20 protein-coding genes are annotated in these 21,974 nt (G+C 68.1%); 15 read left to right on the top strand and 5 right to left on the bottom strand.

Going from position 1 to position 21,974, the window contains the following annotated elements:
- Positions 1-30: 30 nt before the first annotated feature.
- The 4 genes from era (at position 31) to ODE13_RS10280 (ending at position 4,656) form a co-directional block, all read left to right on the top strand.
- Complete coding sequence (gene era / locus ODE13_RS10295; RefSeq protein WP_322479194.1) at positions 31-1,005, top strand: GTPase Era; 975 nt, start codon at positions 31-33, stop codon at positions 1,003-1,005.
- Between the two features lie 283 nt (positions 1,006-1,288).
- Positions 1,289-3,031, top strand: coding sequence for a 2-isopropylmalate synthase (leuA, locus tag ODE13_RS10290; RefSeq protein ID WP_322479193.1), 1,743 nt, complete (start codon positions 1,289-1,291; stop codon positions 3,029-3,031).
- 9 nt (positions 3,032-3,040) lie between these two features.
- Positions 3,041-3,781 (top strand): DNA repair protein RecO, encoded by a 741-nt coding sequence (gene recO, locus ODE13_RS10285; RefSeq protein ID WP_322479192.1) that lies wholly within the window; start codon positions 3,041-3,043, stop codon positions 3,779-3,781.
- Entirely contained in the window at positions 3,781-4,656 is an 876-nt protein-coding gene (locus ODE13_RS10280) for an isoprenyl transferase (RefSeq protein WP_179542663.1), read from the top strand. Before recO ends, ODE13_RS10280 begins: the two co-directional genes overlap by 1 nt.
- On the opposite strand, the gene ODE13_RS10275 is transcribed toward ODE13_RS10280, so the two are convergent.
- Positions 4,560-5,699 (bottom strand): alpha/beta hydrolase, encoded by a 1,140-nt coding sequence (locus ODE13_RS10275; protein ID WP_322479191.1) that lies wholly within the window; start codon positions 5,697-5,699, stop codon positions 4,560-4,562. The genes ODE13_RS10280 and ODE13_RS10275 overlap by 97 nt on opposite strands.
- Before the next feature lie 64 nt (positions 5,700-5,763).
- Between ODE13_RS10275 and ODE13_RS10270 the strand changes: the two genes are divergently transcribed.
- Entirely contained in the window at positions 5,764-6,966 is a 1,203-nt protein-coding gene (locus tag ODE13_RS10270) for a quinone-dependent dihydroorotate dehydrogenase (RefSeq protein ID WP_322479190.1), read from the top strand.
- Here ODE13_RS10270 and ODE13_RS10265 read toward each other — a convergent pair.
- Positions 6,893-7,504 (bottom strand): DUF3043 domain-containing protein, encoded by a 612-nt coding sequence (locus ODE13_RS10265; protein WP_322479189.1) that lies wholly within the window; start codon positions 7,502-7,504, stop codon positions 6,893-6,895. The two genes, ODE13_RS10270 and ODE13_RS10265, sit on opposite strands and share 74 nt — an antisense overlap.
- 106 nt (positions 7,505-7,610) lie before the next feature.
- Between ODE13_RS10265 and ODE13_RS10260 the strand changes: the two genes are divergently transcribed.
- From ODE13_RS10260 to def, 5 genes are all read left to right on the top strand, one after another.
- Entirely contained in the window at positions 7,611-8,033 is a 423-nt protein-coding gene (locus ODE13_RS10260) for an iron-sulfur cluster assembly accessory protein (protein ID WP_322479188.1), read from the top strand.
- 386 nt (positions 8,034-8,419) lie between these two features.
- The gene (gene coxB, locus ODE13_RS10255) at positions 8,420-9,289 is read left to right on the top strand and encodes a cytochrome c oxidase subunit II (protein WP_179542667.1); all 870 of its coding nucleotides are present in this window, start codon (positions 8,420-8,422) and stop codon (positions 9,287-9,289) included.
- 2 nt (positions 9,290-9,291) lie between these two features.
- Complete coding sequence (gene ctaD, locus ODE13_RS10250; protein ID WP_179542668.1) at positions 9,292-11,016, top strand: cytochrome c oxidase subunit I; 1,725 nt, start codon at positions 9,292-9,294, stop codon at positions 11,014-11,016.
- Positions 11,016-11,417, top strand: coding sequence for a cytochrome c oxidase subunit 4 (locus tag ODE13_RS10245; RefSeq protein WP_179542669.1), 402 nt, complete (start codon positions 11,016-11,018; stop codon positions 11,415-11,417). Before ctaD ends, ODE13_RS10245 begins: the two co-directional genes overlap by 1 nt.
- Positions 11,418-11,573: 156 nt before the next feature.
- On the top strand, positions 11,574-12,164 hold the full coding sequence (gene def / locus ODE13_RS10240) for a peptide deformylase (RefSeq protein ID WP_322479187.1): 591 nt from the start codon (positions 11,574-11,576) through the stop codon (positions 12,162-12,164).
- A 51-nt stretch (positions 12,165-12,215) separates the two neighbouring features.
- Here the strand turns inward: def and trpD are convergent, their stop codons facing one another.
- On the bottom strand, positions 12,216-13,268 hold the full coding sequence (gene trpD, locus ODE13_RS10235; RefSeq protein ID WP_322479186.1) for an anthranilate phosphoribosyltransferase: 1,053 nt from the start codon (positions 13,266-13,268) through the stop codon (positions 12,216-12,218).
- A gap of 194 nt (positions 13,269-13,462) precedes the next feature.
- On the opposite strand from trpD, the gene ODE13_RS10230 reads away from it, so the two are divergent.
- The 4 genes from ODE13_RS10230 (at position 13,463) to ODE13_RS10215 (ending at position 17,895) form a co-directional block, all read left to right on the top strand.
- Positions 13,463-14,110, top strand: coding sequence for a cytochrome c oxidase subunit 3 (locus ODE13_RS10230; protein WP_322479185.1), 648 nt, complete (start codon positions 13,463-13,465; stop codon positions 14,108-14,110).
- 105 nt (positions 14,111-14,215) lie between these two features.
- Positions 14,216-15,013 carry a c-type cytochrome gene (locus ODE13_RS10225; RefSeq protein WP_179542673.1) on the top strand — a complete coding sequence of 266 codons (798 nt, stop codon included), beginning with the start codon at positions 14,216-14,218 and terminating at the stop codon, positions 15,011-15,013.
- A gap of 78 nt (positions 15,014-15,091) precedes the next feature.
- A complete protein-coding gene (locus tag ODE13_RS10220) occupies positions 15,092-16,174 on the top strand; it encodes a ubiquinol-cytochrome c reductase iron-sulfur subunit (protein WP_179542674.1) in 1,083 nt (360 codons plus the stop codon).
- Complete coding sequence (locus ODE13_RS10215) at positions 16,171-17,895, top strand: ubiquinol-cytochrome c reductase cytochrome b subunit (protein ID WP_322479184.1); 1,725 nt, start codon at positions 16,171-16,173, stop codon at positions 17,893-17,895. The genes ODE13_RS10220 and ODE13_RS10215 overlap by 4 nt, the downstream gene beginning before the upstream one ends.
- Positions 17,896-18,017: 122 nt before the next feature.
- Here the strand turns inward: ODE13_RS10215 and ODE13_RS10210 are convergent, their stop codons facing one another.
- Positions 18,018-19,424: a replication-associated recombination protein A gene (locus ODE13_RS10210; protein ID WP_416210651.1), complete on the bottom strand. Its 1,407-nt coding sequence runs from the start codon at positions 19,422-19,424 to the stop codon at positions 18,018-18,020.
- A 96-nt stretch (positions 19,425-19,520) separates the two neighbouring features.
- On the opposite strand from ODE13_RS10210, the gene dtd reads away from it, so the two are divergent.
- Positions 19,521-19,985, top strand: coding sequence for a D-aminoacyl-tRNA deacylase (gene dtd, locus ODE13_RS10205; protein ID WP_322479183.1), 465 nt, complete (start codon positions 19,521-19,523; stop codon positions 19,983-19,985).
- Positions 19,986-20,040: 55 nt separating this feature from the next.
- Here the strand turns inward: dtd and aspS are convergent, their stop codons facing one another.
- Positions 20,041-21,864, bottom strand: coding sequence for an aspartate--tRNA ligase (gene aspS, locus ODE13_RS10200; RefSeq protein WP_322479182.1), 1,824 nt, complete (start codon positions 21,862-21,864; stop codon positions 20,041-20,043).
- Positions 21,865-21,974 lie beyond the last annotated feature (110 nt).

Genomic DNA, 21,974 nt, shown 5'->3' with positions numbered 1-21,974 from the left:
GGACCACAAGATCGACCGGCAGGAGCAGCGGTGAGCAAGGACGCAGAGATCACCTTCGCAGAGCATGACGAGAACTTCCGCGCTGGATTCGCCAGCTTCGTGGGGCGGCCCAATGCGGGGAAATCCACGCTGACCAACGCACTGGTCGGCGCGAAGGTGGCGATCACCTCCTCGAAGCCGCAGACCACTCGGCACACGATCCGCGGCATCGTGCACCGGTCCGACGCGCAGCTGGTGCTCGTCGACACCCCGGGCCTGCACCGGCCGCGCACTCTGCTCGGGCAGCGGCTCAACGACCTGGTCGTCGACACGCTCTCCGAGGTGGACGTCGTCGGCTTCTGCCTGCCTGCCGACCAGAAGATCGGCCCGGGAGACCGGTTCATCGCCGGGCAGCTGACCAAGCTGCCGCACAAGCCGGTCGTCGCTCTGGTCACCAAGACCGACACCGTGCCGCGGGACTCTCTGGCTGAGCAGCTCCTGGCCGTGGACCAGCTCGGGCGTGAGCATCTGGCGGGGGAGGGGAAGCAGGCTGACGGCTTCTCCGCGATCATCCCGGTCTCCGCGGTGGCGGGTGACCAGACCGATGTGGTGGCGGACGAGCTGGTGTCCATGATGCCGCTGTCCCCGCCGCTGTATCCGGAGGGTGAGCTGACGGATGAGCCGGAGGCCGTGATGGTCGCCGAGCTGGTGCGTGAGGCGGCCCTCGAGGACGTCCGCGACGAGCTGCCGCATTCGATCGCGGTGGTCGTCGACGAGATGATCCCGCGTGAAGGGCGTCCGGAGGGTCGGCCGCTGCTCGACGTGCACGTCAGCATCCATGTGGAGCGTGACTCCCAGAAGGCCATCATCATCGGCCGAGCGGGGTCCCGGCTGCGCGCCATCGGCACGGCGGCCCGTGAGGGGATCTCGAAGCTGCTGGGCACCCCGGTCTACCTGGACCTCCACGTCAAAGTCACCAAGGACTGGCAGCGCGATGCGAAGAAGCTGGGTCGGCTGGGCTTCTGACCAGAGCATCCCCAGGGGCGTCGTCCACAGTGTGGAACACTCTGACACGGCCATGGGCACGTCGGGACCGACGTGCTAGCGTGAGAGATGTGCAGAACATGGCCACCGCCCCGCGACTACGTCAGCTTCTCCGCCGCAGCGGGGACCAGCTGGCGCGCGTGCAGCACATCATCCACGGCGCAGCATCCTGACAAGCCGAACCTCGTTGCGGAGTCTCCACCCCCGGTCCTGCTGACCGGCGTCTCGGCTTGATGCCCGCACACTCACGATCCAAGGATGAACGATGCGCACTCTGCAGCAGCCCTCCCCGATGCCCTACCACCGGTACCTGCCCTTCCAGGAGCAGATCACCGTCTCCCTGCCTGACCGCACCTGGCCGGACCAGGTCATCGCGTCCCCGCCGCGCTGGTGCGCCGTGGACCTGCGGGACGGCAACCAGGCGCTGATCGACCCGATGTCCCCCGAGCGCAAGCACCGGATGTTCGACCTGCTGGTCTCCATGGGCTACAAGGAGATCGAGGTCGGGTTCCCCGCGGCCTCCCAGACGGACTTCGACTTCGTCCGACAGCTGATCACCCAGGACCGTATTCCTGAGGACGTCTACATCCAGGTCCTCACCCAGGCGCGCGAGCATCTCATCGAACGCACGTTCGAGTCCATCGAGGGGGCTCCGCGGGCGATCGTGCACCTCTACAACTCCACCTCGGTGCTGCAGCGGGAGGTCGTCTTCCGCCAGGACAAGGACGGCATCGTCGACATCGCCACCCAGGGTGCTCGGCTCTGTCGCAAGTACGAGGAGCAGATGCGCTCCGCCACCGAGGTCGTCTACCAGTACTCCCCGGAGTCCTTCACCGGCACGGAGCTGGAGTTCGCCGCGCACATCTCCGACGAGGTCGTCGACGTCTTCGGCGCGACCCCGGAGAACAAGGTCATCGTGAACCTGCCCGCCACTGTGGAGATGGCGACCCCCAACGTCTATGCGGACTCCATCGAGTGGATGCACCGCAATCTGCGCCACCGCGACTCGATCATCCTCTCGCTGCATCCCCACAACGACCGCGGCACCGGTGTCGCGGCCGCCGAGCTGGGATACATGGCCGGCGCGGACCGCATCGAGGGCTGCCTCTTCGGCAACGGTGAGCGCACCGGCAATGTCGACCTCATCACCCTGGGCATGAACCTGTTCAGCCAGGGCGTGGACCCGCAGATCGACTTCCGGGACATGGACCACATCCGACGCACCGTGGAACATTGCAACCAGATGCCCGTGCCGGAGCGTTCTCCCTACGGCGGCGACCTGGTCTTCACCGCCTTCTCCGGCTCACATCAGGACGCCATCAAGAAGGGCTTCGACCACATCGAGCGACGCGCCGCCGAGCAGGACCGCGAGGTCTCCGACATCACCTGGGCCGTGCCGTATCTGCCGATCGATCCCAAGGACATCGGCCGCAGCTATGAGGCGGTCATCCGGGTGAACTCACAGTCCGGCAAGGGCGGCGTCGCCTATCTGCTGAAGTCCGAGCATGGGATCGAGCTGCCGCGCCGGGCGCAGGTGGAGTTCTCCCAGGTCATCCAGCGACGTGCCGAGGACGGCGGCGGCGAGGTCTCCGGCGAAGAGATCTGGCAGATCTTCCAGGACGAGTACCTGCCCGTGGACGGCGACTCCCGGCGCTGGGGCCACTATCGCTTCGGGGAGGTGCGCACCTCGTCCACCGCGGAGGGCTCGTTCTCGATGGACCTCGAGCTGCAGACCAACGGATCGATGGTGGAGCACCACGCTGAGGCCAACGGGCCGGTGGCCGGACTGGTCGACATCCTCTCCCGCGACGGCGTCGACGTCCGAGTCCTGGACTACACCGAGCACGCGATGAGCCAGGGCGGCGACGCGCAGGCCGTCGCCTTCGTGGAGTGCGCCATCGGCGAGCGTGTGCTGTGGGGCGTGGGCATCGACCACAACACCACCGCGGCATCCCTCCAGGCCGTCGTCTCGGCAGTGAACCGGGCGATCCGCGACACGGAGTCGTAGACTCGATCTGTGGCCGGATCGACCTTCGCCTCGCGCAGCTATCGCGACACCGCACTGGTCCTCCGCACCCGGGACCTGGGTGAGGCGGACCGCATCATCACGATGCTGACCGCCTCCCACGGCCTGGTCCGGGGGGTGGCCAAAGGGGTGCGCCGGACCTCCTCGAAGTTCGGCGCCACCGTGGAGCCCTTCATGGTCGCCGATGTGCAGCTCGTCCACGGCCGCAGCCTCGACATCGTCACCCAGGCGATCTCCCAGGGCTCCTACGGAGCCATGATCGTCGCTGACTATGACAAGTACACCGCCGCGAACATCATGGCGGAGGCCGCCGAGCGGCTCACCGAGTCGGAGGGGCTGGACAGCCGACCTCAGTTCCGTCTCCTGCACGGTGCCGTCTCGGCGCTGGCCCGCGGTGTCCATGAGCCGGACCTGGTGCTCAACTCGTATCTGCTGCGTGCGCTGAGCACCGCCGGCTGGGCGGTGACCTGGACGTCCTGTGTGGCGTGCGGCCGGCCCGGCCCCCAGCCCGGGTTCCATGCTGCGCTCGGCGGTCCGGTGTGTGACGACTGCCGTCCTCCGGGGACCCGCCAGATCGCGGCGGGGACCGCGGACCTCCTGCACGCCCTGCAGCAGGGCTCCTGGCAGGTCGCACGATCCGCCGACCGGCAGGCGCGTCACGAGGCCGGCGGCGTGGTCACCAGTTACGTCCAGCACCACCTCGAGCGCAGGCTCAGCTCGCTCGGGAGATAATGGAGCCCATGGCATCACAGCGCAGCGCACACCGGCGCCCGTACTCCGACCCCTGGCCCCACCGTGACGGCGCCCGGCCGCCGCTCCTGCCCGAGGAGCTGGTACCGCGCCACGTGGCCGTCGTCATGGACGGCAACGGGCGCTGGGCCAACCAGCGTGGACTGCCGCGCACCGAAGGACACCGTGCGGGCGAGGGCTCACTGATGGAGGTGATGGCCGGAGCGATCGAGGCCGGCGTCGACCATGTCTCCGTCTACGGGTTCTCCACGGAGAACTGGAAGCGTTCCCCCGAAGAGGTGCGCTTCATCATGAGCTACTCCCGGGACGTGCTGCGCCGCCAGCGGGACGTGCTGCACGACTGGGGCGTGAGGATCCGCTGGAACGGCCGACGTCCGAAGCTGTGGAACTCGGTGATCCGCGAGCTGGAGGCCGCGGAGGAGATGACCCGCGACAATGACCGCTGCACCCTCACCATGTGCGTCAACTATGGCGGGCGTGCGGAGATCACCGACGCGGTGAGGCGCATCGCGCAGAAGGCGGCCGCGGGCGAGCTGAACCCCGCGCGCATCCGGGAGTCGACGATCGCCGCCCACCTCGATGAGCCGGACCTGCCCGATGTCGACCTGTTCCTGCGCAGTTCGGGGGAGCAGCGGCTCTCCAACTTCCTGCTCTGGCAGTCCGCCTACGCGGAGATGGTCTTCCTCGACGTGCTCTGGCCCGATGTGGACCGCACCACCCTGTGGCATGCCCTCGAGCTCTACGCCCAGCGTGATCGGCGCTACGGCGCCGCCGTGGACCGGGTGTCCCGCTCGGCCCGTTCGGCCGGCTCCGCCGGGGCGGCGGACTCTGCCGGGACCTCGGTCTCCGGTCCGTAGGCGCGCAGCCAACGCAGCACCTCTCCGAACGCCTGCCGACGGACCGGCTCGGGCGAGGCGAAGACGTCGTGCATCGCGCGGCGCAGTCGGACGACAGTGACCCGGCTTCCCAGCTTCACCGCGCGGCGGGCGAGCAGCTCGACGTCGAGCACCGTGTCGGACTCCAGGAGCTGCTCGTTCCACTGTCTGCTGTAGACGGTCTGCGTGGAGAGCAGGACCAGCACGGGGATCTCCAGGGACAGCCCCTCATGGACCTGTCGGTGCCCGGCGAGGACCGCGCGCAGCCAGCCCGCCGACATCCGGAAGGACTTCCGCGGCCGCCAGAGCGGATGCAGCGTCCACTCACCCTGGGCCTGGTCCGAGAGCGACTGCCAGTAGTTGTCCACTCGCGGGACCCGCAGCGGGCGGCGCGGGTTGAGGTGGCTCAGCGGCGCGAGAAGGCCCTCCACCGCGGTCCGGGCGGCGGCATCCCCGGGAAGTTCCAGCCACGGGCTGTTCAGCACCAGGGCTGAGGCCGCACTTGGGTGCCGGTGCGCCCACAGCGCGGCGACCAGCCCTCCGGTGGAGTGCCCGTGGATCACCGGTGCCGGAGCTCGGGGATGCTCCTGGCGCATCACGGCGAGCGCAGCCTCGAGGTCCGCGTCATACTCGACGAGATCGTCGATGTATCCGGGGGTCTGCCAGGCGCGCAGGCTCCGGCCGTATCTGCGCAGGTCCAGCGCGTAGAAGGGGCGGCCCTGAGCCGCGAAGGCCTCGGCCAGCGGACGGTTGTAGAAGTAGTCGGACCAGCCGTGCAGGTGCAGCACCGGGGCGCGCGGGGCCCCGTCGAAGCGGGCGGCATGGTCGGAGTCGAGCCCCGGCACGGAACCGTCCTCACCGTCGTGGCGCACCAGGGTCGCACTGATCGGCCCCTCCTCGTCCTCGCCCAGCGGCAGCGTGCGTCGCACGCAGCCGGGGAGCACATCGGGGACCCACTGACCTGCGGGGGATTCCTCGAGCAGCTCCTCCTGCGGGACTGTGGGGGTGATGTCGGTGTGCGCCATGGATCCATAGTAGGGAGTCGTCGACGCCGCGGCCATCGAGGCACCGGCGGCATAGGATGGCATCATGCGACGTGATCCCCTCCCGGGCGCCGGACCGGCCGCCGAGACCCGCCCAGATGCCCTCTACTCCGCCGTGTTCCGTGGGGTGCTGTCCCGGATGGATCCGGAGGACGCCCACCACCTGGCCGTGCGGGGGCTGCGCGCCGCCCACGCGCTGGGGATCACCCGGGTGCTGGAACGGATGACCCGCCCGGATCCGTCGCTGGCTCGTGAGGTGCTGGGGCACCGCTGGCCCTCTCCCTTCGGACTGGCCGCCGGCTTCGACAAGGGCGCGATCGCAGTGCTGCCGCTCGCCGCGCTGGGCTTCGGGCATGTGGAGATCGGCACGGTCACGGCCCAGGCTCAGCCGGGCAGTCCGCGGCCGCGGATGTTCCGGCTGGTGAAGGACCGTGCCCTGATCAACCGGATGGGCTTCAACAACGACGGCGCCGAGGAGGTGCGGCACCGGCTTGACGAGACGCGTCGCCGCATCGAGGACCTCAAAGCCGCCGGTCGCCATGCGCCGGTGGTCGGGGTGAACATCGGGAAGACCAAGGTCACGCCGCTGGACGACGCCGTGGAGGACTACCTGATCTCCACCCGAAGGCTCGCGCCGGTGGCGGACTACCTGGTGGTCAACGTGTCCTCGCCGAACACCCCGGGGCTGCGCCAGCTCCAGGACATCGAGGCTCTGCGGCCGCTGCTCGAGGCGGTGGCCCGGGAGGCGGACTCAGTGGCGCGTCGGCACGTCCCGCTGCTGGTCAAGATCGCTCCAGACCTGGCGGACGACGACGTCGACGCCGTCGCCGATCTGGTGGCGGACCTCAGGCTGGACGGAGTGATCGCCACGAACACGACCATCTCGCGGGACGGGCTGCAGACCCCGATCTCCGTGGTGGAGGCCGCCGGGGCCGGCGGGCTCAGCGGCCCGGTGCTCGCCGAGCGGGCGGTCGCCGTGCTGAGCCGGCTGCGCGCCCGCCTGCCGGAGCAGACCGTGGTGATCTCCGTCGGAGGAGTGGTGAGCGCCGCCGACGTCGCTGAACGACTCCGGTCGGGAGCTGATCTCGTCCAGGGCTACAGCGCCTTCATCTACCAGGGGCCCTTCTGGGTCCGGCGGATCAACCGCGGCCTGGCCGCGATGGCGCCGGACCGGCTCAGGAGGGGAACTCGCCGCGGCCGACCAGGGGCTTCGGCAGCCGCAGACGGCGGATCTGCAGGGCACGCATGATCGCGTAGAAGCGGATGCCCTTCTCCTTCTCGCCGAAGCGCTCCTCGATCTTGCGGCGCACGCTCCTGGCGACCCACCAGCACTCGACGAGGACGACGAGCACCAGCAGCCAGAGGAACTGGCTCATCACGATGCGCAGCTGCTCCGGGACGGCCAGGGAGACGAAGAGGAACAGGAGGACGACGATGAGCATCCACTCGCCCACGCCGGTGCGGGCGTCGATCCAGTCCCGCACGAAACGGCGTTGGGGGCCGCGGTCACGCACCGGCAGGTAGCGCTCGTCGCCGGTCTCCATGGCGATGCGCTGCTTCTCCCTCAGCTGGCGAGTACGCTCACGCTGCGTCTGGCGGGCGACCTTCCGGTCATTCGGCACCAGGGGCCGCCGGCGTGCGGCGACCTGGTCCTTCCGCCTCGGCGTGGGCTGGCCCTTGGGCTGCGGGGGGCGCCTTTCCTCCGCCTCGCGTGCCTCCTGCTCGGCACGTTCGGCATCACGACGGGCGACCTCGGCCTCTTCCTGCTTCTTCTTTCGTCCTAGCACCGCACCAGTCTACCGGGAATGATCAGGAACACCTCCGGCGTTGATACGGTGAAGAGCAAGAGACCGACCCAGCCCGACACCCGTCGAGATCGGAAGAGGTGCACGGATGAGCACTCCCACCCAGGACACAGCGCAGGACACAGCACAGGACCCGGTCCAGGAGACCGTCCAGGAGACCACGGGCACTGTGGAGGGGCACAAGCCGCACCAGGTCGCACTGACCGAGAGTGCGGCCCACAAGGTGGCCTCGCTGCTCGAGCAGGAAGGCCGCCAGGACCTGCGGCTGCGCGTGGCCGTGCAGCCGGGCGGTTGCTCGGGCCTGATCTACCAGCTCTACTTCGACGAGCGCCTGCTCGACGGTGACGCGCTGCGTGAGTTCAGCGGCGTCCAGGTCGTCGTCGACAAGATGAGCGTGCCGTATCTGGAGGGCGCGTCCATCGACTTCGAGGACTCCATCTCCAAGCAGGGCTTCACGATCGACAACCCCAATGCCGGAGGATCCTGCGCCTGCGGAGACTCCTTCCACTGAGCTCACGACGGTCCCCGGATTCGTCATATTCATGACACGATCCGTCACCTGATCCGAGTCCCGGCCCGGGCGCTGTGACTCCGTGACGAGAACTCCGCCTGCGCCGCGTTTCTACGCGGTGTAGAAGCGGAGTTTTCGTGCATCTGACCTGATCACCTCACCCCTCTCGGCGGCCTCGCCACAGCCCCCGGGGCTGCCTTCCTGCGCTCGTGGCCGTGTCATAGCCGCCGGGTGCGGGGCGCGAACTACTACAGTTGGTAGTAATCTTGTCGTCGAAGCGTCCAAGGCCGTCCAGCGGTGCTCGTCCACGCGTGACCAGCAGCTCTGCGGGCGGCCCCATAACGTGCCGATCGCATTCGCACACCGAGGAAGAGGAAGGGCCGTCTGTGAGTTCGCAGAAACGAACCGGCAGCCGAGGCCAGCGCGCCGTCAAGGGGATGGCGCTGGCCAGCGCGGCGGCACTGGTGCTGACGGGCTGTTCGGAGCAGGTCCAGCGTGGCTGGCTCCCCGGCAGTCGTGAGACCACCAGCAACACTGCTGAATTGACCGACCTGTGGGTCAACTCCTGGATCGCGGCTCTGGCCGTCGGCCTGCTGACCTGGGGTCTCATGCTCTGGTGCATGGTGGCCTACCGGCGTCGCAAGGGGGAGACGGGATACCCGCGCCAGCTGGCGTACAACATCCCGCTCGAGATCATGTACACCATCGTGCCGCTGGTCATGGTGGGGGTCCTGTTCTTCTACACCGATCAGGTGCAGCGCTCCGTGGACGAGGCCCATGCAGACCCGGACCTCGTCGTCGACGTCCGCGGCAAGCAGTGGGCCTGGGACTTCAACTACAGCTATGACGGCGACGAGCGCTACTTCGCCGGCACGCAGGCCCACCTCACCGGTGAGGAGGGCGTGCGTGAGCAGCTCCCCACCCTGTACCTGCCGGTCGACCAGTCAGTGACGTTCGAGCTGAACTCGCGTGATGTGATTCACTCGTTCTGGATCCCCGCGTTCCTGCAGAAGCGTGACATGATCCCGGGCCGCACCACCGAGATCCACCTGACTCCGCAGGAGGAGGGCAGCTTCGACGGCAAGTGCGCCGAGCTCTGCGGCGAGTACCACTCTGAGATGCTGTTCACCGTGGAGGTCGTCTCCGAGCAGGAGTTCCGCGACTACCTCGAGACCCTGCCCGAGGGTCACCTGGGTGACGAGTACGACCGGAACATCAATCTTCACGACGACGTGACTGCGACCGAAGGGGACTGATCGTGGCGACCTACGAATACACCGCTGACGAACGCGCGGTAGAGTCGCGCGTCGTGCCCCGGTCCAAGGGCCGGATTGTCGTGAACTGGCTGACGACCACCGATCACAAGACGATCGGGTACATGTACCTGATCGCCTCGTTCCTGTTCTTCTGCATCGGCGGCGTGATGGCGCTGATCATCCGCGCCGAGCTCTTCGAGCCGGGCATGCAGTTCCTGCAGACCAAGGAGCAGTACAACCAGCTGTTCACCATGCACGGCACGGTGATGCTGCTGATGTTCGCGACTCCGCTGTTCGCGGGCTTCGCCAATGTCATCATGCCGCTGCAGATCGGTGCTCCGGACGTCGCGTTCCCGCGGCTCAACGCTCTGGCGTTCTGGTTCTTCCTCTTCGGCTCGCTGATCGCCGTCTCCGGCTTCCTCACCCCGCAGGGTGCGGCCTCCTTCGGCTGGTTCGCCTATGCGCCGCTCTCCGACACCACCTATTCGCCGGGGGTCGGGGGAGACCTGTGGGTGTTCGGCCTGGCGCTGTCCGGCTTCGGCACCATCATGGGTGGCGTCAACTTCATCACCACGATCATCTGCATGCGTGCTCCCGGCATGACCATGTGGCGCATGCCGATCTTCACCTGGAACACGCTGATCACGGCGATCCTGATCCTGATGGCGTTCCCGCCGCTGGCGGCCGCGTTGTTCGGCCTGGGCCTGGACCGTCGCTTCGGCGGCCACATCTTCGATCCGGAGTCCGGCGGCGCCATCCTGTGGCAGCACCTGTTCTGGTTCTTCGGGCATCCCGAGGTCTACATCATCGCCCTGCCGTTCTTCGGCATCATCTCGGAGATCCTGCCGGTGTTCAGCCGCAAACCGATCTTCGGGTACAAGGGGCTGGTCTACGCGACGATCGCGATCGCCGCCCTGTCGGTGACCGTGTGGGCGCACCACATGTATGTCACCGGCGCGGTCATGCTGCCGTTCTTCGCCCTGATGACCATGCTCATCGCGGTCCCCACGGGAGTGAAGTTCTTCAATTGGATCGGCACGATGTGGCGGGGCTCGATCACCTTCGAGACACCTATGCTGTGGAGCCTGGGCTTCCTGGTCACGTTCCTGTTCGGCGGCCTGACCGGCATCATCCTGGCCTCCCCGCCGCTGGACTTCCACCTCTCCGACACCTATTTCGTGGTGGCGCACTTCCACTACGTGGTCTTCGGCACCGTGGTCTTCGCGATGTTCGCCGGCTTCTATTTCTGGTGGCCGAAGTGGACCGGCAAGATGCTCAACGAACGTCTGGGCAAGATCAACTTCTGGATGCTGTTCGTCGGCTTCCACGGCACGTTCATGATCCAGCACTGGCTGGGCGTGATGGGCATGCCGCGGCGTTATGCCGACTACATGGTCGAGGACGGGTTCACCGCGATGAACCAGTTCTCCACGGTCTTCTCGATGATCCTCGGCGCCTCTCTGATCCCGTTCTTCTGGAACGTCTGGATCACTCACCGCAAGGGCAAGAAGGTCCTGGTCGACGACCCGTGGGGCTTCGGAGGCTCCTTGGAGTGGGCGACGTCCTGCCCGCCGCCGCGGCACAACTTCTACTCCCTGCCGCGCATCCGTTCGGAGCGTCCGGCACTGGACCTGCACCACCCGGAGCTCTCCGACAGGCACAGCCTGCACACTCCGGCGGGCAAGGTCTTCGGCCCCGCTGATCAGAAGGACAAGGCAGGTATCTGATGAAGACGAATTCCGGACTGTTCGGCCTCCTGGGCGTCTTCGTCCTTCTCGTGGCTTTCATCTATGGTTTCGTCACGGGCTTCGAGGAGCTGGCCGGCTTCCCGCTGCTGCTGCTCACCGCCGGGCTGGGCTTCATGCTGTGGTTCTACCTGCGGCTGACCGCCAAGCACTCGGAGGTCATGGACTCGGACAACCCTGAGGGTGAGATCCACCAGCAGGCGGGGAACTACGGGGAGTTCGCTCCCTGGAGCTGGTGGCCCCTGGGCCTCGGCTTCTCCAGCGCCTTCGTGTTCTTCGGCATGGCCTATGACTGGTGGGTCGTGTTCATCGGCGCCATCCCGGCGATCTTCTTCGTCACGGGCTGGGTGCTGGAGTACAACCGCAAGCGCTACGCCCACTGAGCGCCCTTCTGCCGGGCTCGCAGCCTGGCAGGGGAGCTCCATGTCGTTCCCACCTACGACGACGCCCGCCGGCGGCTCTGCCCCGGCGGGCGTCGTCGTGGGCGGGCCGCCCGTCGTCGGGCGTCCCTGAGGATCACCATCGAGAGGACCGAGCCCATGACCATCCGCCCCATCACCATCCACGGTGAGCCGGTGCTGCACCGACGGGCCGCAGAGGTCGAGACCATCGACGGCGAGATCCGTCAGCTGGTCGAGGACATGTATCAGACCATGGACGCCGCCCACGGGGTGGGGCTGGCGGCGCCTCAGATCGGCGTGGGGCTGCGCATCTTCACCTACGCCTATCCGGACTCCGGGGCGGTGCCGCCCCGTGGAGTGCTGATCAACCCCGCTCTGCGGCTCATCGGCAAGGTCTCCAGGAACCCCCCGGACCCTGACGAGGAGACGGAGGGTTGCCTGTCGGTGCCGGGCTACGGCTTCCCGCTCACGCGCAGCGGCCATGTGGAGGTGTCCGGGCTCGACCTCGACGGCACGGTGCGACGGTTTGAGGCCACCGGGTGGTTCGCGCGCATCATGCAGCACGAATACGACCACCTCGACGGCTACCTCTACGTCAATCGGCTGGACCAGAAGTGGACGCGACGCTGGAAGAAGACCATGAAGAAGGAGGGCTGGACGGAGCCGGGCAACACCTGGATGCCCGGGGTGGACACCGACCCGTTCGGCCACGACGGCACCGAGGACTGAGCGGCCCTCGCCGGGCGGCCGTTGCGGTGCTGCGGCGCCGGGAGGCAGCCCTCAGGCGTGGCTGAAGTCGACCCAGCGCTGCAGCACAGCGGCGGCCGCCCCGGAGTCGAGCGACTCCTCGGCACGGGCCCTCTGGGCGTGCAGCCGCTCCAGCAGGTCACCCTCGGCGGAGTCGTCGACGGCGGCGAGCCCGGCGGCCGCGTTGATCAGCACCGCCTCACGGACCGGCCCGGGCTCTCCCTCGAGCACCCGCCGCACGATCGCAGCGTTGTCCATGCCGCTGCCGCCCCGCAGGGAGTCGACGTCCACCTGGCTGGTCCCGAGCTCGCTGGGGGAGAACTCGTGGTGGCGGACCTCGCCGTCGCGGACCTCCCAGAGGTCGGTGGAGGCAGAGGTGGTGATCTTGTCCCGCCCATCCTGGCCACGGAAGACCAGGCCGCGCGTGCCTCGTGCGGCCAGCACCTGGGCCATCTTCGGGGCGAGGCCGCGGTGCGCGCAGCCCAGGGCCTGCGCATCGACCCGTGCGGGGTTGGAGAGCGGACCCAGGAAGTTGAAGATGGTGCGGACTCCCAGCTGACGACGTGTCGGGGCCACGAAACGCATCGACGGGTGGAACCCCTGAGCGAAGAGGAACGTGATGCCGACCTCCGTGGCGGCGCGCGCCACCCGTTCGGCAGGCAGCGTCAGGTCCACGCCGAGGGCCTCGATGACGTCGGCGGCGCCGGCCGTGGTGGAGGCGCCCCGGTTGCCGTGCTTGACCACCCGGGCGCCGGCCCCGACGGCGACCAGCGAGGACATCGTGGAGATGTTCACGGTGCCGAGCCGATCTCCTCCGGTGCCGACGATGTCCAGCGTGGGGCCCGGGATGGAGATCTCCACGGCCTTGGACATCATCGTCGCCGACAGCCCCACCAGCTCGTCGGCGGTCTCACCCTTGGCGCGCAGGGCGATCAGGAACCCGGCCACCTCGGCATCGCTCAGCTCGCCGCTCATGAGCCGGTCCATGGCCCAGGCGGAGGTCCCCGAGGTGAGGTCCTCACCGGCGAGCAGAGCGTCCAGCAGGTGCGGCCAGGTGGGCGGGGGGGAGGTGGCTGAGTCGGTCACCGGACCAGGATATCCCGGCCCCCGACACGCCGTTTCTCTACATTTCGTAGAAATTTCTGACACATTCCCACCGGTGCTGACCTTGGTACTTCCTGGGAATGACGGGGGATCGCCGGTCTGACAAGGAACTTGGGGACGCGCCACGCACCCCTCGCCGATGGCGGAAGGGCAGCGATTCAGGCAATAATGTCCTCGTGACGTCTGCAACCCAAGCCCCCAACGCTCCGGCGCGCACGCTGCCGAACCGCCCGAACATGGTGTCCGTGGGCACCATGGTCTGGCTGACCAGCGAGCTCATGTTCTTCGCCGGCCTGTTCGCGATGTTCTTCACCCTGCGCTCGACGCAGCCCGAGATGTGGGCGGAGTACAGCTCGCGACTCGACATCACCCTGGCCACGATCATCACCGTGATCCTGGTGGCGAGCTCCGTGACGGCGCAGTTCGGAGTCTTCGCCGCCGAGCGTCACCAGCCCCGCCGCACCGGTTCTCTGATGAACATCAAGAACTGGGGCATGGTCGAGTGGTACATCCTCTCGTTCCTCATGGGCGCGATCTTCATCGCCGGCCAGACCTTCGAGTTCGCGGAGCTCGTCTCCCACGGCGTGGCGGTCCAGACCAACGCCTTCGGGTCGGCCTTCTACATCACGACCGGCTTCCACGGCCTCCACGTCATCGGCGGGCTCATCGCCTTCCTCTACGTGATCGCCCGGGCCTACTTCAGCGTGAAGTTCACGCACAAGGAGGCCAGTGCCGCCGTCGTGATCTCGTACTACTGGCACTTCGTCGACGTCGTCTGGATCGCGCTCTTCGGCGTCGTCTACCTCCTGCCACTCTTCGTCTGACCGGTGGCCCCCGTCGGCCGGCTGGACGCTGAACATCCCACCCACCCATCACTCGGCCCGCAGGACCGCACGCGGGCCCCGCACCGAGAAGTTAGGAACCGGCACGTGAAGGCACTCTCACAGAAGCGCCGCCACCCCTTCGCTGGAGTGGCACTGCTCCTCCTGGGCCTCCTGATCACAGGGGGGCTGTATGCCGCTGCCACCACCATCAACCAGGCACAGGCCAGCAACGAGGCCGACGGGTACTCGGCCAGCGACGTCGACGAGGGAGAGCGCCTCTTCGTCGCGAACTGCGCGACCTGCCACGGGATCAACGCCGAGGGGACCGACGCCGGCCCCTCGCTGATCGGTGTCGGTGCGGCCTCCGTGGACTTCCAGGTCGGCACCGGACGCATGCCGATGCAGATGCAGGGTCCGCAGGCCCAGGTGAAGCCACAGCAGTTCAATGACGAGCAGACCATGCAGCTGTCGGCCTACGTGGCCTCGCTGGGCGCCGGCCCGGCCGTGCCTGCGGAGGAGCACACTGACGCGGACCAGGGCGACCCGGCCCGCGGCGGCGAGCTGTTCCGCATCAACTGCGCCATGTGCCACAACGCCGCCGCCGCCGGCGGCGCGCTGACCGAGGGCAAGTACGCGCCCTCGCTGCACGGCGTCGAGGAGCGCCACATCTACGAGGCCATGCAGACCGGCCCGCAGAACATGCCGGTCTTCAACGACGCCAACATCCCCCCGGAGGACAAGCGTGACATCATCGCCTTCCTGAAGACCTACGACTCCCAGGGCACCCCCGGCGGCTTCGCGCTCGGCTTCCTGGGTCCGGTCTCCGAAGGTCTGTTCATCTGGACCGGCGGGCTGGCCGTGCTCATCGCGTCGATGGTCTGGCTCACCTCGCGCTCCTCCTGAGTCGCCGGCCGCGGTGAGCCGCAGACACCGCACACACGCACCCACCACGCAAGCACTCAAGCAAAGGACGAGAACCATATGGGCGAGCACGGTCACGGCGACCCGCATGAGTCGGGGGCCGTCATCACAGCCGGTGACGGGGAGTCGGGCAAGTACGCCATCGACAACCCCGGTCTGCCGCCGCACCGCCCGCGGGTGGCAGATGAGGACCCTAAGGCCGCGAAGCGCTCCGAGCGCCAGGTCGCCACGCTGTTCCTCATCTCGATCATCGGCACCGTGATCTTCTTCATCGGCTACTTCGCCGTGGAGCTCAGCGAGGACCTCCACGCCCTGCGCCTGCAGAACACGCTGCTGGGCCTCGGCGTCGGGTTCGCGATGCTGGGCCTCGGCCTGGGCGTGGTCCACTGGGCCAAGACCCTGATGCCTGACCATGAGCTGGTCGAGGCCCGCAAGCCGCTGCGCACGGAGGAGCACCGTCAGGAGGCGGAGCAGATCATCGACGAGGTGCTCGACGAATCGGGCATCAAGCGCCGTCCGCTGATCCGCAACACGCTCATCGGTGCCGCCGTGCTGGCCCCGCTGCCGTTCATCCTGACGCTGCGCGACCTGGACCGCTCTGAGGACTTCGGCATGGACCGGATGCGCCACTCCCTGTGGGAGGAGGGCGTCCGCCTGGTCCGCGACCCCACCGGCACCCCGATCCGCGCCGCGGACATCACCGTGGGCTCGGCCATGCACGTGATCCCGGAGAACCTGCGTGAGGTCTCCGGCCACGCAGACCGTCTCTCGGAGAAGGCCAAGTCCGTGGTGCTGGTCGTGCGGATGAACCCCGACGAGATTCAGCAGGTGACCCCGGGCCGAGAGGACTGGACCCACGACGGCATCATCGCCTGTTCCAAGGTCTGCACCCATGTCGGCTGCCCGGTGGCGCTCTACGAGCGGCACACGCACCACCTGCTCTGCCCCTGCCACCAGTCGACCTTCGACGCCGCGCAGGAGTTCAAGGTGGTCTTCGGCCCCGCCGGCCGCCCGCTGCCGCAGCTGCCCATCGCCGTGGACGAGGAGGGTTTCCTCATCGCTCGCAGCGACTTCACTGAGCCTGTCGGCCCGACCTACTGGGAGCGTGGCTCCACTGACCCCGAGGGTGATTACAACGCATGAGCGCCTCCAACGAGACCTACACCGAGGACCAGTACCTCGAGACTGAGAAGTACCAGCCCTCCACGTCGACGGGCCGTATCGCCAACTACGTGGACCAGCGAGTCGGCGGCTCCGGCATGGTCCGTGAGTTCGGGCGGAAGATCTTCCCGGACCACTGGACCTTCATGTTCGGCGAGGTGGCCCTCTACAGCTTCGTCATCCTCATCCTCTCGGGGACGTTCCTGACCTTCTGGTTCGACCCGTCGATGGCCAGCACCCGCTATGACGGCTCCTATGCGCCCCTGCAGGGCCTGGAGATGTCCACGGCCTACGCGACAGCTCTGGAGCTGTCCTTCGACGTGCGCGGCGGCCTCTTCATGCGTCAGCTGCACCACTGGGCGGCGTTGCTCTTCGTGATGGCGATGTCGATCCACATGCTCCGTGTCTTCTTCACCGGAGCCTTCCGCAAGCCGCGCGAGCTCAACTGGGTCGTCGGCTGTGCGCTGCTGATCATGGGCCTGGGTGCCGGCTTCACCGGCTACTCGCTGCCGGACGAGGTGCTCTCCGGCAACGGTCTGCGCATCATCGACGGCATCCTGAAGGCCCTGCCCGTGGTCGGGACATACATGTCCTTCTTCCTCTTCGGCGGAGAGTTCCCCGGCGGCGAGGTCATCCCGCGGCTCTATGTCATGCACATCATGGTCATCCCGGCGCTGATCCTGGTGCTGATCGCGGTCCACCTGTTCATGGTGGTCACGCACAAGCACACCCAGTACCCGGGCCCGGGCCGCACCGAGCGCAACGTGGTCGGTTACCCGGTCGGTCCGGTGTATGCGGCCAAGGCCGGCGGCTTCTTCTTCATCGTCTTCGGGATACTCGCGGTCATCTCCGGCACCTTCCAGATCAACGCGCTGTGGAACTACGGTCCCTACGACCCCTCTCCGGTGCAGGCCGGGGCCCAGCCCGACTGGTACATCGGTCCGTTCGAGGGCGTGCTGCGACTGATGCCCGGCTTCCTGGGCAACATTCCGCTCGAATTCGTCATCCCCACTCCCTGGGGTGGGAACTCCGTGGCGACTCCGGTGCTCATACCGCTGATCCCTGTGGGCATCATGTTCCTGGTGATGTTCATCTGGCCGTGGGTCGAGTCCTGGATCACCGGGGACAAGAAGGAGCACCACATCCTGGACCGTCCGCGCAACGCCCCGACGCGCACCGCGGTCGGCGTCGCCAGCGTGACGTTCTACTGCATCATGTGGGGCATGGGGTCCAACGACCTCATCGCCACGCACTTCCACCTTTCGCTCAACGACATCACCTACTGGTCGCGGGTGCTGATCTTTGTGGGCCCGATCATCGCGTTCATGCTCACGAAGCGGATCTGCCTGTCTCTGCAGCGCAAGGACCGGGAGACGGTGCTCCATGGTCATGAGGCCGGTGTGATCGAGATGTTGCCGCACGGGGAGTTCCGTGAGAAGCACACTCGCCCGTCCGACTACGAGCTGTACACGCTTGTGGCCTACGAGGCTCCGGCCCCGTCGGGTCCGCAGCCGAACGCCAAGGGTCGGATCACCCGCACCGAGAAGTTCAGGGCGAAGCTCAACCAGTGGTTCTACGAGGACCGTGTCGAGCCCGTCAGTCGCGAGGAGTACCTCGAGGCACTGGAGCACGATCACCACGGTGACGGCCACCAGGGTGGTCTCGAAGCCACGGACCGGCACACGATCGAGGCCAGGCACTGAGCATGAGCCGGGCCATCGGTTGAGCAGCTCCGGCTGACACGACGACGGTGGGGCCGCTTCCTCTTCGGAGGAGGCGGCCCCACCGTCGTCCGGGCAGCGGGGCGCCGGATCCCGTCAGGAGTTCAGCTGCGCCGGCGCACGATGGCGCGGAGCTTCTCCAGCCGCTGGGCGACGGCGCGTTCCTGGCCGTTGCCGGTGGGGCGGTAGTAGTCGACGTCGAGCAGGTCGTCCGGCGGGTACTGCTGGGCGGCCACGTGATGTGGCTCGTCGTGGGCGTTGACATAGCTGCGGCCGTGGCCGAGCCGGTGTGCGCCCGAGTAGTGCGCGTCGCGCAGGTGCATCGGCACCGGGCCCCCGCGGCCGGCTCGGACGTCGGCGATGGCGGCGTCGAGGGCGCGGTAGGAGGCGTTGGACTTCGGTGCGGTCGCGATGTGGACCGTCGCCTCGGCGAGCAGGATGCGCGCTTCCGGCATGCCGATGAGCTGGACGGCCTGCGCGGCGGCCATCGCGGTCTGCAGCGCGCTGGGGTCAGCCATGCCCACCTCCTCGCCGGCGGCGATGACCAGGCGGCGTGCGATGAATCGCGGGTCCTCCCCGGCGACGACCATCCGCGCCAGGTAGTGCAGGGCGGCATCGGGATCAGAGCCCCGCAGCGATTTGATGAACGCGGAGACGATGTCATAGTGCTGGTCGCCGTCGCGGTCGTAGCGCTGGACCGCATGGTCCATCGCCTGCTCAGCATCTTCGGCGGTGATCGTCACCAGGGGGCGGTCTGTGGCCTCGGCGGATTCTGCGCCCTCGCCGTCGGCCTCGGCGCGTCCTGCGGCGACGGCAGCCGCCGCCTCCAGTGTGGTCAGCACCCGACGAGCGTCGCCGCCGGCCATGCGCAGGATGTGTCCGCGGGCGTCGTCGTCGAGGGTGAACGAGCTGTCGAGGCCGCGCTCGTCACGCAGGGCCCGGTCGATCAGCGCGCCGGTGTCCTCGTCGTTCAGCGGGCGCAGCGTCAGCAGCAGAGAACGGGACAGCAGAGGTGAGACCACGGAGAACGAGGGGTTCTCCGTGGTCGCGGCGACGAGGATGATCCACCCGTTCTCCACACCGGGAAGCAGGGCGTCCTGCTGGGCCTTGTTGAACCGGTGGATCTCGTCGAGGAACAGCACGGTGGTCCGCCCGTGCAGATCCCTGTCCTCCAGGGCCTGGTCCATGACGCGACGCACGTCCTTGACCCCTGCACGGATGGCGGAGAGCTCCACGAATGTGCGGGACTCACCGCGGGCGATCACATGGGCGAGCGTGGTCTTGCCCGTGCCCGGCGGGCCGTAGAGGATGACGGAGGAGGCACCCGCGGGACCGCGGGATCCCTCGGTGAGGATCCGAAGCGGAGAACCCTGGTCCAGCAGATGCTGCTGGCCCACCACCTCGTCCAGGTTCCGTGGGCGCATACGCACCGCCAGCGGGACGTGACGGCGTCGTCCGCCGCCCTCCTCGTCCGCGGCGGAGAACAGATCGCCGGTCAGGGGATCGGTCACCGGACACTCCTCGTAGACATGTTCGAATCGGACAGCACCACTCTACCGCCGCGCGCCGGTCGAGGCGGTGCTCCCCACGGTGCCAGAATGGGCACCATGCGTGCCGTGATCCAGCGAGTCTCCCGTGCCCAGGTCCGCGCCGAGCTGGCTCAGGGCGGCTCCCATGTCTCCGGCTTCGACGGCGAGGGCCTGGTGGTCCTGCTGGGCGTCACCCATGGGGACACCGAGCAGGAGGCCCGGCTGCTGGCGGAGAAGACCTGGCGGCTGCGGATCCTGGCCGATGAGCGCTCCGCCGAGCAGGCGGGGGCTCCGGTGCTGGCCGTCAGCCAGTTCACCCTCTACGGAGACGCGCGGAAGGGACGCCGCCCCTCCTGGAGCAGGGCGGCGCCCGCGGAGGTGGGGGAGCCCCTCTGCCGAGACTATGTGCGGATTCTGCGCGAGCTCGGCGCCGAGGTCCTCACCGGCGTTTTCGGGGCGGCTATGGAAGTGGAGCTGGTCAACGACGGGCCGGTGACGCTGACCCTCGACACGGAGGAGCTGCGCAGACCCCGCCGGAGATGAGTCCGACGGGCCCTGCGCGGGCCACCGGCCTGCGTCCGCGGATGAAGGGGACGGGTCAGGCCTCGGCCGTGGCGTGCTGTGTCGCGGCGGAGGCCTTCTGTCCCTCCGGTGCACCATCTATGCGCTCGGGCCGTGCATCCACTCCAGCCTCTTTGCGCTGCTGGGGGGTGATCGGCGCGGGTGCGGCGGTCAGCGGGTCGAAGCCACCGCCCGATTTCGGGAAGGCGATGACCTCGCGGATCGAGGACTCCCCGGTGAGCAGGGCGACCACGCGGTCCCAGCCGAAGGCGATGCCACCGTGCGGGGGCGCTCCGAACTTGAAGGCGTCGAGCAGGAAGCCGAACTTCTCGCGTGACTCCTCCTCGCCGATGCCCATCACGGCGAAGATCCGCTCCTGCATCTCCCGCTGGTGGACACGGATCGAGCCTCCGCCGATCTCGTTGCCGTTGCAGACGAGGTCGTAGGCGTAGGCGAGGGCCTCACCGGGCTCGGTGTCGAAGCTTTCGGCGAACTCCGGCTTCGGCGCGGTGAAGGCGTGGTGCACTGCGGTCCAGGTTCCGGAGCCGACGGCGACGTCACCGGCCGCGGTGGCCTCAGCAGTGGGCTCGAACATGGGTGCGTCGACGACCCACACGAAGGACCAGGAGTCGTGGTCGATGAGTCCCGTGCGTTCGGCGATCTCCACGCGGGCCGCGCCGAGCAGCGCGCGAGAGGCCTTCTGCTCGCCCGCGGCGAAGAAGATGCAGTCTCCAGGCTGAGCGCCGACGGCCTCGACCAGGCCGGCCCGCTCCTCCTCGGAGAGGTTTTTGGCGACCGGCCCGCCCAGCTCGCCGTCCTCGGTGACGAGTACGTAGGCGAGCCCCTTGGCGCCGCGCTGCTTGGCCCACTCCTGCCAGGCGTCGAGGGTCCGGCGGGGCTGGTCGGCCCCGCCGGGCATGACCACAGCGCCCACATAGGGGGACCGGAAGACCCGGAATGGAGTCTCGGAGAAGTACTCGGTGAGCTCCACCAGCTCGAGGCTGAAACGCAGGTCCGGCTTGTCGGTGCCGTAGCGCGCCATCGCCTCACGGTAGGTGATCCGCGGCAGCGGGCCCTCCAGGTCGACGTCGATCAGCCGCCACAGTCGCTGGACGAGCTCCTCGGTCAGGCCGATGATGTCCTCCTGGTCCACGAAGCTGGCCTCGATGTCCAGCTGGGTGAACTCCGGCTGACGGTCCGCGCGGAAGTCCTCGTCGCGATAGCAGCGGGCGATCTGGTAGTACTTCTCGAATCCGCCGACCTGCAGGAGCTGCTTGAACAGCTGCGGGGACTGCGGCAGGGCGTACCAGGCGCCCGGGGCCAGACGAGCCGGCACCAGGAAGTCGCGGGCGCCCTCAGGAGTCGACCGGGTCAGTGTCGGAGTCTCGATCTCGGTGAAGTCCTCGGAGTGCAGGAACTCCCGGGCCACGCGGTTCGCCTCCGAACGCAGGCGCAGGGCGCGCTGCGGCGCTTCCCGGCGCAGGTCCAGGTAGCGGTGACGCAGGCGCGCCTCCTCACCGACCTCGACATGCTCGTCCACCTGGAAGGGCAGCGGGTCGGCGGTGTTGAGCACCGTCACCTCGGCGGCGATCACCTCGACCTCGCCGGAGGCCAGGTGGGGGTTCTCGTTGCCCTCTGGCCGGCGCTCCACAGTGCCGCGCACCTGGAGGACGTACTCGTTGCGCAGCGGGGCGAAGTCCTTCTCGTCGCGCACCACGACCTGGGCCACGCCGGAGGCGTCGCGCAGGTCGAGGAACGCCACGCCGCCGTGGTCGCGGCGACGGGCGACCCAGCCGGTCAGCGTCACGGTCTGTCCGATGTGCTCGGCGCCCAGGGCGCCGTTGTGATGTGTGCGAAGCACGGTGTCCTTCCCTGGAGGTCAGTCGGAGGTCGCTGCGGCGGTAGTGCGTCGCGTCGGCCTCGTGGTGCTGGTGTATGACGTGTGGTGGCTGCTGCGTGGCACGTCCGTGC

The sequence above is a fragment of the Nesterenkonia sp. HG001 genome (assembly GCF_034438835.1).
Taxonomy (GTDB): domain Bacteria; phylum Actinomycetota; class Actinomycetes; order Actinomycetales; family Micrococcaceae; genus Nesterenkonia; species Nesterenkonia xinjiangensis.
The sequence above is the reverse complement of the archived record's forward strand: the minus strand, read 5'-3'. Positions and strand labels throughout refer to the sequence as shown.